This is a genomic window from Kribbella sp. NPDC050241 (genome assembly GCF_044459685.1).
In the GTDB taxonomy this organism is placed as follows: domain Bacteria; phylum Actinomycetota; class Actinomycetes; order Propionibacteriales; family Kribbellaceae; genus Kribbella.
In genome coordinates, this window is record NZ_JBITJE010000010.1 from 139,595 (window position 1) to 153,616 (window position 14,022).

General features: G+C 68.2%; 21 protein-coding genes. 7 read left to right on the forward strand and 14 right to left on the reverse strand.

The features are described from left to right. Positions 1-17 precede the first annotated feature (17 nt). Positions 18-1,484: a fused MFS/spermidine synthase gene (locus ACIBG5_RS34930; protein ID WP_396395796.1), complete on the reverse strand. Its 1,467-nt coding sequence runs from the start codon at positions 1,482-1,484 to the stop codon at positions 18-20. A gap of 73 nt (positions 1,485-1,557) precedes the next feature. Here ACIBG5_RS34930 and ACIBG5_RS34935 point away from each other — a divergent pair, with 73 nt between their 5' ends. Next, positions 1,558-2,244 carry a maleylpyruvate isomerase family mycothiol-dependent enzyme gene (locus tag ACIBG5_RS34935; RefSeq protein ID WP_396395797.1) on the forward strand — a complete coding sequence of 229 codons (687 nt, stop codon included), beginning with the start codon at positions 1,558-1,560 and terminating at the stop codon, positions 2,242-2,244. Here ACIBG5_RS34935 and ACIBG5_RS34940 read toward each other — a convergent pair. Next, positions 2,241-2,600: an MmcQ/YjbR family DNA-binding protein gene (locus ACIBG5_RS34940; RefSeq protein WP_396395798.1), complete on the reverse strand. Its 360-nt coding sequence runs from the start codon at positions 2,598-2,600 to the stop codon at positions 2,241-2,243. The genes ACIBG5_RS34935 and ACIBG5_RS34940 overlap by 4 nt on opposite strands. A 244-nt stretch (positions 2,601-2,844) precedes the next feature. Here ACIBG5_RS34940 and ACIBG5_RS34945 point away from each other — a divergent pair, with 244 nt between their 5' ends. Beyond that, positions 2,845-3,399, forward strand: coding sequence for a hypothetical protein (locus ACIBG5_RS34945; RefSeq protein ID WP_396395799.1), 555 nt, complete (start codon positions 2,845-2,847; stop codon positions 3,397-3,399). Positions 3,400-3,511: 112 nt separating this feature from the next. On the opposite strand, the gene ACIBG5_RS34950 is transcribed toward ACIBG5_RS34945, so the two are convergent. Continuing rightward, a complete protein-coding gene (locus ACIBG5_RS34950; RefSeq protein WP_396395800.1) occupies positions 3,512-4,015 on the reverse strand; it encodes a hypothetical protein in 504 nt (167 codons plus the stop codon). Positions 4,016-4,171: 156 nt separating this feature from the next. Next, positions 4,172-4,723, reverse strand: a complete 552-nt coding sequence (locus tag ACIBG5_RS34955; protein WP_396395801.1) for a YceI family protein — start codon at positions 4,721-4,723, stop codon at positions 4,172-4,174. Positions 4,724-4,860: 137 nt separating this feature from the next. On the opposite strand from ACIBG5_RS34955, the gene ACIBG5_RS34960 reads away from it, so the two are divergent. From ACIBG5_RS34960 to ACIBG5_RS34970, 3 genes are all read left to right on the forward strand, one after another. Further along, positions 4,861-5,253: a hypothetical protein gene (locus tag ACIBG5_RS34960; protein ID WP_396395802.1), complete on the forward strand. Its 393-nt coding sequence runs from the start codon at positions 4,861-4,863 to the stop codon at positions 5,251-5,253. A gap of 91 nt (positions 5,254-5,344) precedes the next feature. Beyond that, positions 5,345-5,833, forward strand: coding sequence for an FBP domain-containing protein (locus ACIBG5_RS34965; protein WP_396395803.1), 489 nt, complete (start codon positions 5,345-5,347; stop codon positions 5,831-5,833). Between the two features lie 74 nt (positions 5,834-5,907). Further along, a complete protein-coding gene (locus ACIBG5_RS34970) occupies positions 5,908-6,168 on the forward strand; it encodes a hypothetical protein (RefSeq protein WP_131364398.1) in 261 nt (86 codons plus the stop codon). Between the two features lie 29 nt (positions 6,169-6,197). Here the strand turns inward: ACIBG5_RS34970 and ACIBG5_RS34975 are convergent, their stop codons facing one another. The 3 genes from ACIBG5_RS34975 to ACIBG5_RS34985 form a co-directional block, all read right to left on the reverse strand. Next, on the reverse strand, positions 6,198-6,725 hold the full coding sequence (locus tag ACIBG5_RS34975; protein WP_396395804.1) for an orotate phosphoribosyltransferase: 528 nt from the start codon (positions 6,723-6,725) through the stop codon (positions 6,198-6,200). Positions 6,726-6,762: 37 nt separating this feature from the next. Beyond that, entirely contained in the window at positions 6,763-7,995 is a 1,233-nt protein-coding gene (locus ACIBG5_RS34980; RefSeq protein WP_396395805.1) for an exonuclease domain-containing protein, read from the reverse strand. A 74-nt stretch (positions 7,996-8,069) separates the two neighbouring features. After that, positions 8,070-8,585 carry a hypothetical protein gene (locus ACIBG5_RS34985; protein ID WP_396395806.1) on the reverse strand — a complete coding sequence of 172 codons (516 nt, stop codon included), beginning with the start codon at positions 8,583-8,585 and terminating at the stop codon, positions 8,070-8,072. 135 nt (positions 8,586-8,720) lie between these two features. On the opposite strand from ACIBG5_RS34985, the gene ACIBG5_RS34990 reads away from it, so the two are divergent. Beyond that, positions 8,721-8,876: a hypothetical protein gene (locus ACIBG5_RS34990; protein WP_165546543.1), complete on the forward strand. Its 156-nt coding sequence runs from the start codon at positions 8,721-8,723 to the stop codon at positions 8,874-8,876. Between the two features lie 124 nt (positions 8,877-9,000). Here the strand turns inward: ACIBG5_RS34990 and ACIBG5_RS34995 are convergent, their stop codons facing one another. Next, positions 9,001-9,492 (reverse strand): metallophosphoesterase family protein, encoded by a 492-nt coding sequence (locus ACIBG5_RS34995; protein ID WP_396395807.1) that lies wholly within the window; start codon positions 9,490-9,492, stop codon positions 9,001-9,003. An 11-nt stretch (positions 9,493-9,503) separates the two neighbouring features. Beyond that, on the reverse strand, positions 9,504-10,493 hold the full coding sequence (locus tag ACIBG5_RS35000; RefSeq protein ID WP_396395808.1) for an oxidoreductase: 990 nt from the start codon (positions 10,491-10,493) through the stop codon (positions 9,504-9,506). Positions 10,494-10,679: 186 nt separating this feature from the next. Here ACIBG5_RS35000 and ACIBG5_RS35005 point away from each other — a divergent pair, with 186 nt between their 5' ends. After that, complete coding sequence (locus tag ACIBG5_RS35005) at positions 10,680-10,991, forward strand: hypothetical protein (protein WP_396395809.1); 312 nt, start codon at positions 10,680-10,682, stop codon at positions 10,989-10,991. Between the two features lie 135 nt (positions 10,992-11,126). Here ACIBG5_RS35005 and ACIBG5_RS35010 read toward each other — a convergent pair whose 3' ends face one another. From ACIBG5_RS35010 to ACIBG5_RS35030, 5 genes are all read right to left on the reverse strand, one after another. Continuing rightward, the gene (locus ACIBG5_RS35010; RefSeq protein WP_360450811.1) at positions 11,127-11,522 is read right to left on the reverse strand and encodes a hypothetical protein; all 396 of its coding nucleotides are present in this window, start codon (positions 11,520-11,522) and stop codon (positions 11,127-11,129) included. Beyond that, on the reverse strand, positions 11,519-11,746 hold the full coding sequence (locus ACIBG5_RS35015) for a hypothetical protein (RefSeq protein WP_396395810.1): 228 nt from the start codon (positions 11,744-11,746) through the stop codon (positions 11,519-11,521). Before ACIBG5_RS35015 ends, ACIBG5_RS35010 begins: the two co-directional genes overlap by 4 nt. A 257-nt stretch (positions 11,747-12,003) precedes the next feature. Beyond that, a complete protein-coding gene (locus ACIBG5_RS35020) occupies positions 12,004-12,483 on the reverse strand; it encodes a hypothetical protein (protein WP_396395811.1) in 480 nt (159 codons plus the stop codon). Further along, complete coding sequence (locus ACIBG5_RS35025) at positions 12,483-13,745, reverse strand: hypothetical protein (protein ID WP_396395812.1); 1,263 nt, start codon at positions 13,743-13,745, stop codon at positions 12,483-12,485. Before ACIBG5_RS35025 ends, ACIBG5_RS35020 begins: the two co-directional genes overlap by 1 nt. Positions 13,746-13,748: 3 nt before the next feature. Then, positions 13,749-14,009 carry a hypothetical protein gene (locus ACIBG5_RS35030; RefSeq protein WP_131364376.1) on the reverse strand — a complete coding sequence of 87 codons (261 nt, stop codon included), beginning with the start codon at positions 14,007-14,009 and terminating at the stop codon, positions 13,749-13,751. Positions 14,010-14,022: the final 13 nt, after the last annotated feature.

Sequence of the window (14,022 nt, forward strand, 5' to 3'; positions counted from 1 at the left end):
CTCCGGCGGCCCGTATCTCAGCTGACGTACGGCGTGAGCAGCTGATCGACCGGTGCGTAGTCGTCGGTCAGCACCGGCGCGTCGCCGACGAACCCGGTCAGCTCCTGCTGCACCTGCATCGCCGGCCCGACCTTGGCCGCGATCGCCGCGGCCTCGATCGGCCGGTCCGAAGCGACCAGCACGAAGTTGCCCCCGCTCTGCCCCGCGAGCTCGTCCTTGCGCGCAACCACCGCGACCTGCGGGAACTCGGCGGCGACCGTCGCGATCTCCGCCTTCAGGAACGCGGCCTCGCCGAAGTCGATCACGTTGATCAGGTACACCCCGTCCGGGCGCAGTACCCGGCGTACGTCGGCGACCAGCTCGCGCGTCGTCAGGTGCCACGGCACCGACAGGCCGCTGAACGCGTCCATGATCACCAGGTCGCGGCTGTCCGTCGCTTCGTCGCGCACACCGAGCCGGCCGTCGCGGACGACCACATCGAGATCCGGTCCGGTCCGCACTCCGAGCTCTTTCTTGTCCAGCTCGACGACCGCGGAGTCGATCTCGTACACCTTGTTGTGGGTGCCCGGCCGGGTCGCGGTCAGGTACCGCGGCATGGTGAGCCCGCCACCGCCGACATGCAGCACGTCCAGCGGCTTGGCGGCCGGCCAGCTGCCATCGATCGCGGCCGCGAAGTTCTTGATGTACTCGAACTCCAGATGCATCGGGTCGTCCAGGTCGACGTACGAGTGCCGCAACTGGTCGAGGTACAGCGTCCGTCCAGCCTCCCGGTTCGGATCCGCCACCACGCGAGCACAGTGGTACGCCGTTTCCACCTCACACGGCCGGGGTGCGACGACAGTGAGCGTGGCACCGATCAGCGCCAGCGCCACCGGCTTCACAGCCGCCTGACGACCTCGCAGTACGACGGTCAGGATGGCTCCGGCGACGACCAGCAGACCGCCGAGCGTGAGCACGATCGTGCTGATCGGGGTCTTCGCCACGAACACGAAGCCGGTCAGCACAGTGCCCGCGATCCCGCCGACAGTCGCGTACGCCGACAGACGGCCGACCACCGTGCCGGTCTCGGCCAGTGACTCCAACCGCAGCTTGGTCACCATCGGCGTCACCGCCGCCAGCAGCGACGCGGGCACGAACAGTGCGATCGCCAGCACGAGGAACACCAGGTCGGTGCTGCCGCCGCGCAACGCCTCACCGGTCCAGCGCACGACCGGAAGGACCAGCATCACCAGCGCACCGGCGAAGATCACCAGCGGACCGAGCGTCCGGACCGGCGGCACCGCGTCCGCGAAGCGACCACCCAGCGCGGCGCCCGTCGCGATCGCGGCGAGCGCGACGCCGATCACGGCCGTGTTCGTCTCCAGCGTCAGCCCGATGTACGGCGCCACGAGACGCAAGGAGACGAGCTCCAGCACCATGACGGCGCCCGAACTCCCGAACGCCAACACAATGGCCAGTCGCGGCCCGACCCCACCCTTCACCATCGCGTCACCCTATCCGGGGAAGTTGTCGATCCCGAGCGCGTTCGTTCGTCATCATGAGCAAAAGGAGGTAGTGATGGACTCGACGACCAGCGCAGAGCTGTACCGCGCGACCCGGGAACGGGTGACCGCTGCCGTCCGCGGACTCGACGCGGCCGACCTGGACCGCCAGGTGCCGGCCTGCCCGGAGTGGACCGTGCACAACCTGGTGTCCCACCTCGCCGGAGTGGCAGCCGACTTCGCCGCAGGCAACGTCGAGGGTGCGCCTCGGCCGCCCTGGACCGCGGTTCAAGTCGACGCACGGCGTTCGATGCCGATCGACGCCGTCCTCGACGAGTGGGCCGAGACCGGGCCGGCACTCGAGCGGGTGATCCTCGGCGAGACGACCTCGAATCCGCTCGTGTGCAACCCGTGGGTCGACTCAGGAACACACGAGGCGGACCTGCACGGAGCGCTCGGGACCGGGCGACGACCACCGTCGGAGCTGTGGATCGGCACACTGGAGTGGCTGCTGTCGGATCCACCGTCGGAAGGCGTGCCGGGGTCGCTTTCGATCGTGACGCCGGATGGGACCTATCAGCTCGGGCCGGGCGATCCTGTCGCTGAGGCGCGGACTTCGTCGTACGAGCTGTTCCGGGCGGTCTTCGGCCGCCGCAGCGACACACAGGTCCGGTCGTGGACGTGGTCGTCACCTGAGCACGCCGATCTCTGGAGCCCGGAGATCCCGCACCTGCAGCAGACCGATGTGGCACTCACCGACTAGGTCTCGTCGAGACGGGCGATCAGGGTCTTCGGTGCGATCTGGCGGTAGGCGTCCTCGACGATGTCCTCGAGGTGTCCCCAGTCGATGGCGTCGACGTCCAGGTACACCCCGAGCCAGCCGCGGTGGCCGACGTACGGCGGCCGGTAGAAGTGCTCCGGATCCTCCTCGACCAGCGACTGCTGGACGCCGGGCGGCGCCGCGCACCAGAACCCGACCCGATCGTCGTGATGCTGGTTGGCGTACATGACGAACACCTTCTTGTCCCGCACGAACCACGTCGGTTCGCCGTGACTCAGCCGCTCGGTCGCCTCCGGTAATGCGAGGCAGAGCGCCCGTACCCGCTCCAGGACGTCCATCCACACGCTCCTTTCACCGTCGTGGGCCCGGCACCACGACGCCGGCTTCATAGGCGTACACCACTACCTGTGCCCGATCCCGCAGGCCGCGGTAGGAGGTCACTGTGACTCAGGTCACAGTGACAACGGTCCGTGCGACGGCGTTACACGGTCAGTGCCGGACGGCGTCAACGACTTCAGTGCACATCCTGAGCGCCCGATGGTGCGAGCGGCCACGCCGCGCCCGACTGGAGGTTCGGACACCATGCGCATTCGGAACCTGGCGGTGACCGCCACGCTGATCCCGGTTCTGCTGCTCGCCGGCTGTGGCACCGACAGCAACGCCGACGTCGCCGCCTCGTCGCCCGGCGCCAAGAAGGCGTCCAAGCACGGGCTGGCCGAGGAAGGCGTGGCCGGACAGGTCGTGGGAGCCGGCGACCCGGTGGTGAACGCGTACTACGACTACCGCTCGGCGCTGGACCAGATGATGCGCAGCGGCGGCCGCACAATCACCCAGCTCCAGCCGGTGATGACACCGAAGGTCTTCCAGGCGATCAGCACGCAGGCCAGGTACTTCCGCACGAAGAAGCTGCACAACACCGGCACGACCAAGGTCCTGTGGGCCAAGCGGACGCTCGCCGCGAACGGCGTCATCATCTCCGCCTGCTACGACACCACCGCGGCGCGCACCGTCGACGCGAAGGGCCGCTCCGTCATCCTTGCCACGACACCCACGCGCTGGCTGGACCAGATGCGGGTCCAGCAGCTCGAAGGCCGCTGGGTCGTGGACGGCGGCACCACCACTCCCAACGCCTGCTGACCTGGACCCCGGGCTTCCCGGGCACCGTCTCCGTTCGCTGCCACCCGGCACACCTCGCGACCGGAGCGCAGCAGCGCGGAGAGGCACCCCCTCCGCGCTGCTGCGTTGTCAGCTACGGATGGCGGACCATCTGGCGCAGCAGGGCCTCCACGGCGCCCTTGAGGTCGGTGTCATGTTCAGGACCGGACCACACGACTACGCATCCCTTGTCGCCGAGCTTCGCGGCGATCAACTCGCGCGCCGGCGTCGGGTCTCCCTGATTCAGTACGACGACCAGCCGCCGGCCATCGCGCTGCAACCGGTCCAGCAACGGCGGCAACGTGGACCCACGGAACAGACCGGGGTCGCTCTTCACCTTCGTCTCCACCATCACGCCCCGGCCGCGTACCACCAGCAGAAAGTCGGCCCGGTCCCGGGTGAACTCGCGATCGTGATAGATCCGCGCCTTCGGCCACAACCGTTGCAGCGCCTCGTCGACCTCGGCGTCGTACCGCGCTGCCAGCCGGCTCACCCGTGAGCTCGTCCCGCGCGGCCGGAAGGACTCCGGCGTACGGCGATCGGCCCGCCGCCGCCCGAACAGCGGCAGCAACCAGCGCTTCCATCGCGTGTCGATCATCGGCGGACCCCTCGACCTAGCCGGCACTCACAACCAGTCTCCCCACCGGCCGGCCGGGCCCAACCACGCCCACCCCGATCGTGACCGCACCTCAACACAGCAGAGATCCCGCGGACGGGTGTCGCGGGACCTCTGCAGTTCTCGTGCTGTGCGCGGTCAGGTGTTCTTGATCGCCGAGACCTCGATCTCCAGCGTGACCTTCTCGCTGACCAGCACGCCGCCGCCCTCGAGGGCCGCGTTCCAGCTGACGCCGAAGTCCTTGCGGTTGATCACGACGGACCCCTCCAGGCCGACCCGCTCGTTGCCCATCGGGTCGGTCGCCGAGCCGGTGTACTCGAACGCGATCTCGACCGGCTTGGTCACCCCGCGGATCGATAGGTCACCGGCGACCGTGAACGTCTCGTCCCCGGTCTGCTTGATCGAGGTCGACACGAACGTGATCTCCGGGTGCGTGTCCATGTCGAGGAAGTCGTTGCTGCGTAGGTGCTCATCGCGCTGACTGTTGCGCGTGTCGATGCTCTTGGCCTGGACCGTCACCCGACCCGACGAGTTCGCCGGGTTGTCCCCGTCGAGGTGCGCCGAGCCCTCGAATTCGTTGAACGACCCCCGTACTTTCGTCACCATCGCGTGCCGGGCGACGAACCCGATCCGCGAGTGCGCTGTGTCGAACGTGTAGTCGCCGGTCAGTGCGCCGTACTGGTTGGCCATCGAGGCTCCTCCAGAGAACTAATTGAAGTTTGCATAGTCCACTTTTCACCTAATGTGCCTGGATGTCCACCCTCAGTACGAGGCGTGTCCGGGCCTGGCAGAGAATTGGTCGTCAGTCAGTCAAGGAGGGATGGTTCTTGGCGCACTGGAAGGTGCATTTCAGGTCGGGTCCGAACGACGTGTTCCGCGCATTGAGTACGCAGGCCGGCCGGTCGCGGTTCTGGGCGGTGGAGGCCGGGGAGGCCGACGGGGTGATCCGGTTCGTCCTGCCCGACGGCCGCACCGAGGACGCCCGGGTCGAGGAGGCCGTCCAGGACCGGCTCTACCGGCTGCGGTACTTCGGCAGCACCTGGACGTTCACGCTGGTTCCGGACGAGTCCGGCGGCACGGACCTGACGCTCAGCTGCGACGATGCCCAGGACGGTAGCGACCACGTCTCACTGCTGCTCCGGCTGAAGGCGTTGGTCGATTTCGGCGTCGATCTGCGCAACCACGACGACGGCCGGACCGCGGCGTACGTCGACAGCTGACCGTTGCTGCCAGCAACCATACGGCGATATTCGGTTGCGGGATCACGGGCCGGGCGGGTCTCATGGCTGGTCGAAGGATCGGAGGACTGTCGTGGAACCGCTCAGCGTCGAGGAGATCAGGCACTCGTTCGTCAACTCAACCAAGAGCCTGGTCAAGGCGATGACGCCGCCGCCCGGCTTCACCGAGCTCCCCTGGGAGTCGCTGGACTTTCTGGGCTGGCGCGACCCGAAGGCGCCCAACCGCGGCTATCTGGTGGTACGGCGCGACGGCGGTGTGACCGGGATCGCGGTGAACACCCAGGCGACCGGCAAGCCGCGGCGCGGGACCGGCCTGTGCGACCTGTGCAACACCGCGCACCACGTGACCGACGTGGCGCTGTTCGCCGCGCGGCGGGCGGGTACGGCGGGCCGGGAGGGCAACACGGTCGGGACGTACATCTGCGCGGATCTGGCCTGCTCGCTGTACGTCCGCGGGCTGCGCGAAGTCGAGGTACCGCAGGGCGAAACCGCGCCACCGCAGGTCCGGGCGGAACGGCTGGCCACGCGACTTGAAACTTTCGTAAATCGAGTGCTCGTCTGAGCTTCCCCAGCGGGTCCGGCCCACTACGCTTGAGTTGTAGACCGGCCCGCGGGCGAAAGGGAGAGCGAGTCGCGATGACTGAGTTCAGAATCACGCACGAGATCCACGAGGTTCACCCGGACATCCGCGAGAAGCTCACCCAGACAACGATCGAGGCGATCAACGAGTCCAGTTCCCGCTCCGCCGAGGACGCCGCGCTGGTGCTGCGCCACAAGCTCGGTGAGATCGGCGTTCACATGAGTGAGGACGCCTGCCTGGCCGCGATCGAACGCATCCGCTCCGGCAAGCAACTCCGCTTCGAAGTAGAACGCGAAACCGCCGAAGCCGAGGACTGACTCCGGCCGATCCTGCCGACGGCAGCAGCTCAGCTGGTGCCTGGAGTCAGGTCGTCCGAGGTCAGGAGCGCGTGCAGCGTCAGACCTGCCTCGGCGAGCGGGGCCGGGGTCGTGGGGTTGCGATTGATGACGCAGAGGGCGTCGGTGATCTCGGCGCCCAGCGCGCGGAGGTCGTTGGTGGACAGCACGATCTGACCACCGGTGGTGACGACGTCCTCGACGATCGTCACCCGCTTTCCGGCGGTCTCGGCCCCCTCGGCCAACCGGCGGGTCCCGTAGGCCTTGGCTTCCTTCCGCACGAACGCACACGGCAGCCCGGTATGCCGCCCCAGCGCTGTCACCACCGGGATCCCACCCATCTCCAGTCCGGCCAGCACCTCGGTCCCCTCCGGCACGAGCGGCACCATCGCCTCGGCGACCGCATCCAGCAGCACCGGATCAGCCTCGAACCTGTACTTGTCGAAGTACTCCCCCGTGACCTGCCCAGACCGCAGCACGAACTCCCCGGTCAGATGGGCACTCGCGTAGATCCGCCGCCCCAGCTCGCTCAATTCCACGCCGGAACCCTAACCCGCACCCGCCGGGCGCTGTCTGTCAGCCGGCCCGGCGCTGAGGCTCGGGCCGGATGAGCCGGCGGAAGTCTTCGGTGGAGATGATCGGGATGTTGAGGTCGCGGGCGGCCCGGGCTTTGACCGACAGGCTGTCCACGTCCGCTGCCACCACGAACGTCGTATCGGGGCGGACGAACTCCTGCGGCACGAAGCCGGCCGCCACCGCACGATCCCACCAGACCTCACGCGGCTCGACCATGTCACCGGTGAACACCATCGAGCTCCCCAGCGGGAACCCGTTCGCCCCAGGACGAGGAGGTACGACGTACCGCCCGGAGCTGGCTCGCAGTAGCGCGTCGTCCACGTCGGATGCCCGATGCCCGAGCATCACCGCCACCCGGTCCAGATCGCTGCGCTGCTCCGGCGTGATCTGACCACCGTCCCATGACGCTCCGGCCAGCGCGGACACGTAGTACCGATGGAGTTCGTCGACCTGGGGTCGGGTCAGGCCGAGGTCCGTCGCGGCCTGGACGAGCTGGTCGGCGTCGGCCGCAGTGATCTCGCGGTTGGCGAGGATCATGTCGAGCAGCGCCAGATACGAGTCGGCCTGCGGCGGCTCGGGGACGCGCGGCAACTGATCGACGAGTCGACTCATCCATCCGTGTCGTCCACCGGCATGCACCGGCCGGACGGTCGGCGGGACGTCGGGGCCGGGCAACACCGGCCACCGCAGTCCGCGGATCTCCTCGTACGCCCACTGCCACGGCGGCGGCGCCGGAAACGACTGCAGATACCGACCGAACAGCTCAGCCGTCGCCCGCGTATCCGCCAGCGCGGAGTGCCACCCCTCGATCGAGATCCCGGCCGCCGCACAACATGCGCCGAGCGTCCGCTTCGCCCCCGGATACAGATACCCGGCCAGCGCCATCGTGCACATCGACCGCTCGGTGATCAGCGGCACCGCGAACCCCAGCCGCGCGAACTCCGCCCGCAGGAAGCCCAGATCGAACTCGACGTTGTGCCCGACAACCATCCGCCCCGCGAGCAACCGACCGAGCTGCCGCGCGATGTCCCCGAACTCCGGCGCGGCCAGCACGTCGGCGGTCAGGATCCCGTGAATGTGTTGCGGCCCCAGATCGCGCTGCGGATTCAGCAACGTCACCCACTCGTGCTCGACCCGGCCGCGCGCATCCAGCAGCACCACGGCGATCTCGATCACCCGATGCCGATGACTCGGCAGCAAGCCGGTCGTCTCGGTGTCGATGACGGCGTACATCCGTGGGGCCCTCCTCCGGCTCGGTTACCGACCCAGAACAACCCAATCACACGCCACGGACAGTTTCGGCCGCATCACTCCGCCGGGATGTCGACCGCGATCTCGTCCCCCAGCTGAGCTCCGTGCGTCAGCTCGAGCTCGTCGCCACTCCAGAACCGCCCCGGGTCGTACCAGTTCGCCGGCCGCCCGCGCAGCAACCCCATCTCCTCGTACGTCACCGCGACCACCTCCGCGCAGTACGCCGACTCGAGCTCCAGCTCCCGCGATCCACGCCGGAACGCCGGAACCCGCCCACGTACCCACCGCGACGCCAGCCGAGCCGTCGACGGGAACGGCGTACCGTCCAGCCGCGCGACAGTCCGCAGTACGGCGTCCTCCATCGACCGCGTGACAGGGTGGTCGAGCTGCCGCATCCAGGCCTGCTGACCGTACTTGCGCACCCATACGAGTACGGCGTCCCGCAGATCGTGCAACTGCACCCCGCGATGGTGGGTCCCACTCCACATGTCCGGGAGCGAACGGCCCAGTTCGGCGTGCCACATCAGCGGCGGCAGGTCCTCGATCACGATCGCCATGCCGACGTGGTTCACCGGACTGTTCGTGGTCAGCTGGATGGCGCGATCGGCCGTGCTTCCACCGCGGAACAGCCAAATGTCACCTGTTCGTGTCAGTTCCGTAGCGTCATCCAGTGCTATCCGGCTCTCCACGAAGCTAGGTTAGTCCGCATGAAGGTATGGAAGGTGGTAGGACTTGCGGGGCTCGTCGGCGTGGCAGCGACGGGCGTGGTGATCGCGCGGGGCGAGCGGAAGCGCCGCGCCTACACACCGGAAGAGGTGCGGGACCGCCTCAAGACCCGGGTCAAGGAAGCGGCCAACGCCTGAGTCCGGTACGACGATCGGCCGGGTGTGAGAAGTACGCCGTAACTCGGTGGTACGGCGGAAACTTTCTCACGCCCGGCCGAAGTCGTTGTTCACCGCAACAACCGTTAATTCGCCGCAACAACCGTTAAAGGTTGTGCAGAGCAACGTCTTTCAGCCGGCCGGCGACGATCGTCGCGGTCTGGTAGGTGCAGTACGGCTGCGAGCGCCGATCCGTCGGCGATCCTGGGTTGAGCAACCGCAGACCTCCCGGGCTGGTCGTGTCCCACGGGATGTGACTGTGCCCGAACACCAGCAGGTCCACGCCCGGGTACGCCTTCTCGCAGCGCTCCTCGCGGCCCTTGGCCGATCCGGTCTCGTGCACGACCGCGACCGAGAGCCCGTCGAGCGTCACCCGCGCGACCTCCGGTAGCCGGGCTCGCAGCTCGGGCCCGTCGTTGTTGCCCCAGCATCCGATCAGCCGCGCCGCACGACTCTCCAACTCGTCGAGCAGCGTGACGCTCACCCAGTCGCCCGCGTGGATGACCACGTCGGCACTCTCGACCGCGTCCCAGACCGGCGCGGGCAGCTTCTTGGCCCGCATCGGCAGATGAGTGTCCGAGATCAGCACCAGTCGCATCCGCCCACTCTCTACTCCGGCAGGGACTCGAGCAACTCGTGCTCCTTCGCTGGGCTCAGCCCGGCCCGACGCTCGCGATCCAATCCGAGCTCACGCTCCCAGGCCAGTACGTCGGTCAGGAACTCGCGCCGCGACCGGTGTGTCAGCCCGGCCTGCAACGCCGCTTCACCCTTGCGGCTGGACCAGCCCTCGTACCCCGGCTCGACCAGCCACATCGCCAGCGAGTCCGGGCCCATGTACTGCTCGACCTTCTGCTCCACCAGCCAGTCCCGCGGCGCAAGCACGACGGGCCCGGTGTGACCGCCGACCTCACGCACCATCTCGATCCACTCCCCGAACGGCACGATCGGCCCGCGCACGTCGAACGTCCCGGTCCGGCCCTGCGTCGCACAGTCCAGCAACCACGACGCGAGGTCGCGGATGTCGATCACCGAGGTCGCGAGGTCGGGCGTGTCCGGCACCAGCATCGGCTCCTCGGGTGCACGAGCCGCGCGCGCCACCCATGCACCGGCCCGATCGCTCTTGTCCCCCGGCCCGCCGATCAGCCCGGCCCGCGCGATCACCAGCCGATCCCCGACCGTCTCGACCGACGCCAGTTCGCACGCAACCTTCGCCTCGCCGTACTGCTCCCGGTCCGCTGCGTCGAGGTCCGTCGGCTGCCGCAGTACGGCGGACTCGTCGGCGCCTGGCGTGTCGTACTTCTCGTAGGCGTTGCCCGACGAGACGTAGGTCCAATGCTTGGCCCGCGGACCGAAGGCCGCGAGTGCGTCGCGGACGAATCCGGGCTGCCACGACACCTCGAACACCGCATCCCAGTCCTTGTCCGGTACGCCGTCGTACGCGTCCGGACTGCTGCGGTCGGCGGCGATCAGCGTCGCGCCCTCGGCGACGTCACCACTCTCACCGCGCGCCAGACAGGTGACCGCGTGCCCACGCGCCACCGCCTGCGTCGCGATCTCACGACCCAGCCAGGCAGTCCCACCGAGAATCAGAATCTCCACGCGGACAAGCCAATCAGGCCTGGCCGACAAATCCCACTTCCTCTGCCGAGGGCAGAAGCGAACCCTTCGTGATCCGTCGCGGGCGTCAGGTCACCGTAAGCCGTGACCTCTTGCGGAGCAGACGATCCAGGCGCAGTGTCGGCCTTGACAGGCACCTGGGGTGGGTGCCCAGGGCAAGGGGGAGAAATGGCAGGGTTCGTACAGATCATCGAGTATCGGACGTCGAAGCCGGACGAGGTCGCGGCGCTCAACGAGCAGTACCGCAAGGAACGCGAAGCACAGGGTGACGGCCCGGCCCCTAGCCGTGGCATCACGTGCGCCGACCGGGACGACCCGGGACGCTATTTCGCCATCGTCGAGTTCGCCTCGTACGAGGACGCGATGGAGAACTCCGGCCGTGCCGACACCGGCGAGTTCGCGGCCAAGATGATGGAGCTGTGCGACGGGCCGACCACGTTCTACAACCTCGACGTGGCCCAGTCCTTCGAGATGAGCTGACCGCCGGTGGACTCGGGCCCAGCCGTATCGCGAGTCCGGCTGGGTCCCAGGGAATAGGTGGCCGGTGCCGCAAGGGAGGTTCGGCACCGGCCCGCCCGTTTCAGACCGGGTCCGCGGCGCCGGACCCGGTCCGGCTCATCGCAACACCCGGTACGACGCCCCGCCGGCCGGCGGGGCGCCGCCGTGCGCACCGAGGTCGCGGTCGCTGTGCAGCGGGTCAGGGTCCTGTGGCTCGGGGGCGGAGTGCAGATCCGGCCACGGTCGGGGCGGGAGAGTCTCGCGGGGTGGCAGCTTGAGGTCGGGATCGGGGCCTTGCTCGGGGTCGATCCACTCGACCACCGTGGCCCCGCCGTGACCGTGGATGGCGACGACGGACTCGATGCCGTCCCACACGGTCGTGGTCGGATAGTCGCCGTACCAGCGCAGCGCCACGGCGCCGTCGGTGAACTGCACACCTTCGGCGACTGGGCCGGTGCCACTGACACCGGAGACGTCGTGATGGCGGATCAGCCGGAAGCGACGCGACGTCATTTCGGGCTTACCTCCCAGAGCCGTTCGCCCGGCAGCACGCGGCCCGGGCCTGGATCGGTGTCGGGGATCGGATCGCTGGTCACGCGCAGTCCGGCGAACCGGCGCGACATGGCTTCGGCGTAGCGTTCGGCCAGTTCGGCCTCCGCCCGGTAGTCCGCGACGACGTGGTCCCCGAACCACACTCGTACGCGGCGACGTTGCGGTACTGGATCGCCGGCGGACATCTCAACGCACCCGGCGGGCCGGACGACCAACCGCCATGAAAGATCTGCGAGTCACATCGATCACTTCCACTTCCCTGTGTGGATGGCTTCACAGGTAGTGACGGCCCCCACAGCCCTTCATGACGCGACTTCCCAAAACTTTCCCCGCCCCATGTCTCACCCACGACCGCACTTTGAGCACCGGCCAACCATCCGACCGCCGCTGAAATGGTCGACCGGTGCTCAAAGTCAGACCACGCCGGCCTCGCGGATTGAGGTCAGCTGCCGATGACCCACGGGCGCCAGGCTTCGATGTCGGGGGCGTCTGGGCTGATCAGGTCGGCGAAGGTGTGCGTGCCGACGCCGGGGAGGTGCGCCGCGACCAGCGTGTCAAGGTTGTGGACCAACAGCATCGGAATCTCAGGCCGCGCGGCGACGAGCGCGTCCAGCAGCGCCTGGGTCTCACGCAACTGCAGCCTCTCGTCCTTGCGACCGAAGAGGCGGAGATTGACGTCGATCGGGTACGAGTCGAGCGCCGAGATCTCGTCCGGCTCTGGATCGACCTCGCCATAGTTGTTCGGCGCGACCAGCAGCCCGATCTCTCGCTCACTGGTCCGCGCCGACCCACGGAGGAGGCGTTCGTCCTGCTTCAGCTCGGGGTCCGCGACCGCCTGCAGGTCGAGCACAGCGGCCAGCCACTCGGCGACCCGCGCAACAGACTCGTCCGAGGCCAGAAACACGTTGTCGCTCGTCGACATCATCGCTCCTTCGCGAAGGTGACCATTCGCCCGTCACCGAGAATGACATGAGTTGTGGCCGGGGCCGGTTTGCCGGGCTGACCGCAGGCCATCTGGAACGCCCGTTGCGCCATCGACTCCACCAGCCCGACCTTCCGACCGTCGATGAAGACCTCGCCCAGTGGTCCGGCCTGGTCGGTTCCCTGGTGGATGTTGCGCTTCACCGCAGCGAGCGAGGCCCGATCCAGGGTCTTGAACTCGACGATCTTCCCCTCGTCGGATCCGTTCCGCCGAAGCGTCGCATCCGGATTCTTCAGCCCGTGCACCGTGTGGTTCTCCGGGCGGGCATCGACGCGCCATCCCTCGCGCTCCAGACGTTCGGCGATCTCATGGTCCTTCGGCTCGAAGCGCTTCAGTGGATCGTGAACGCCTGCAGCGAAGCCTGGGCCGAGCGGACGGAGGTCGAGGGCCGGGTCGAAATCGAGGTCGTCCGAGGCGGGAAGTGGGGGGAGTTCGATGTCTACGACGATTGGCGCGGGGCGGTGCTGGTCGGGGTAGTCGAAGGTGGCTTCGACGCGGGTTGGGTTGATGGTGAGGGTGGCGTGGTCCCATTGCCGGTCGGCGGAGCCGGCCATGACCGCTAGGAGCTGTTGGGCTGCTTCGGTGAGGTCTACGGCGATCTCGAAGTCCCGAAGGAGGTGATCTTCTCGCTTCTGATCGTCTCTTTCGTCGCGTTCCTCGATCTGCAGCTCGCCGGTCTCGGTGACCAGGATCTCGACCTCGAGAGGTTCGTCGGAGTGGTCCTCGTCCTTGTCCTTCTCCCTGGCCTTGCGGAACTTCTCGAAGGCTTTGCGGGCGACGGTGATGAGGGGTGGCTCGTTGTCCTCGGGGGATTCGAGGTCGTCGAAGGTTGCGGTGAGGCGTTTGGTGCGGCCCTTCGAGTCGCGTTCAGCCAGGTCGCCGGTGCCGCCGGTCAGCTTGTTGCGGTCGGCGGAGTCGGACGACGGGCGGTCGGTGCCGCGGCCGCCGCCGACCAATCGGTCGGCCCAGGCCCGGGCCTTCGGCGGCGCCATCGACAGGTAGTGCGCAGCGGCCTCGCAGGCCCGAGCGGCCGCGTCCAACTGCTGGGCAGCGACCGTCGCCCGCCCCTGAGAGGCGGCGATCGCGAGGGCGGCGTTCTCGCGGCAGCGGTCGGCGGTGCGTTGCAGGTGGCTGACCACCTGCGGCACCTCATCGAGGCATTCGACCAAGCCCCGCGCGACCCGCTGAAGGTCCGACGCCATGGGTCAGATCTGGTCGGCGTAGCTCTTGCATCCGGCCGAGGCGATCTCCAGGGCCTCGGCGGCCTGCTCGACGGCCTTGCCGGCCGCCTCCAGGATCTCGGTGATGTCGCGGTCGACGCCGGTCGCCGTACCGGCGATCAGGCTCTCCACCTGCTGGCTGTGCTGGGTGAAGCGCAGCTTGAATCCGGCCAGGCCGCCCGCCGCCTGCTTGGCCTCCATCGAGACCTGGTGCAGCTGTTCCTTGAGCCGCTGTACATCGGACACCTGAACCCACTCC

What these genes read in the sequence shown, in the direction of transcription:
- ACIBG5_RS34930 (WP_396395796.1), bottom strand. Translation starts at nt 1,484, where the DNA reads ATGGTGAAGGGTGGGGTCGGGCCGCGACTGGCCATTGTGTTGGCGTTC.
- ACIBG5_RS34935 (WP_396395797.1), top strand. Translation starts at nt 1,558, where the DNA reads ATGGACTCGACGACCAGCGCAGAGCTGTACCGCGCGACCCGGGAACGG.
- ACIBG5_RS34940 (WP_396395798.1), bottom strand. Translation starts at nt 2,600, where the DNA reads ATGGACGTCCTGGAGCGGGTACGGGCGCTCTGCCTCGCATTACCGGAG.
- ACIBG5_RS34945 (WP_396395799.1), top strand. Translation starts at nt 2,845, where the DNA reads ATGCGCATTCGGAACCTGGCGGTGACCGCCACGCTGATCCCGGTTCTG.
- ACIBG5_RS34950 (WP_396395800.1), bottom strand. Translation starts at nt 4,015, where the DNA reads ATGATCGACACGCGATGGAAGCGCTGGTTGCTGCCGCTGTTCGGGCGG.
- ACIBG5_RS34955 (WP_396395801.1), bottom strand. Translation starts at nt 4,723, where the DNA reads ATGGCCAACCAGTACGGCGCACTGACCGGCGACTACACGTTCGACACA.
- ACIBG5_RS34970 (WP_131364398.1), top strand. Translation starts at nt 5,908, where the DNA reads ATGACTGAGTTCAGAATCACGCACGAGATCCACGAGGTTCACCCGGAC.
- ACIBG5_RS34980 (WP_396395805.1), bottom strand. Translation starts at nt 7,995, where the DNA reads ATGTACGCCGTCATCGACACCGAGACGACCGGCTTGCTGCCGAGTCAT.
- ACIBG5_RS34990 (WP_165546543.1), top strand. Translation starts at nt 8,721, where the DNA reads ATGAAGGTATGGAAGGTGGTAGGACTTGCGGGGCTCGTCGGCGTGGCA.
- ACIBG5_RS34995 (WP_396395807.1), bottom strand. Translation starts at nt 9,492, where the DNA reads ATGCGACTGGTGCTGATCTCGGACACTCATCTGCCGATGCGGGCCAAG.
- ACIBG5_RS35005 (WP_396395809.1), top strand. Translation starts at nt 10,680, where the DNA reads ATGGCAGGGTTCGTACAGATCATCGAGTATCGGACGTCGAAGCCGGAC.
- ACIBG5_RS35010 (WP_360450811.1), bottom strand. Translation starts at nt 11,522, where the DNA reads ATGACGTCGCGTCGCTTCCGGCTGATCCGCCATCACGACGTCTCCGGT.
- ACIBG5_RS35015 (WP_396395810.1), bottom strand. Translation starts at nt 11,746, where the DNA reads ATGTCCGCCGGCGATCCAGTACCGCAACGTCGCCGCGTACGAGTGTGG.
- ACIBG5_RS35020 (WP_396395811.1), bottom strand. Translation starts at nt 12,483, where the DNA reads ATGTCGACGAGCGACAACGTGTTTCTGGCCTCGGACGAGTCTGTTGCG.
- ACIBG5_RS35025 (WP_396395812.1), bottom strand. Translation starts at nt 13,745, where the DNA reads ATGGCGTCGGACCTTCAGCGGGTCGCGCGGGGCTTGGTCGAATGCCTC.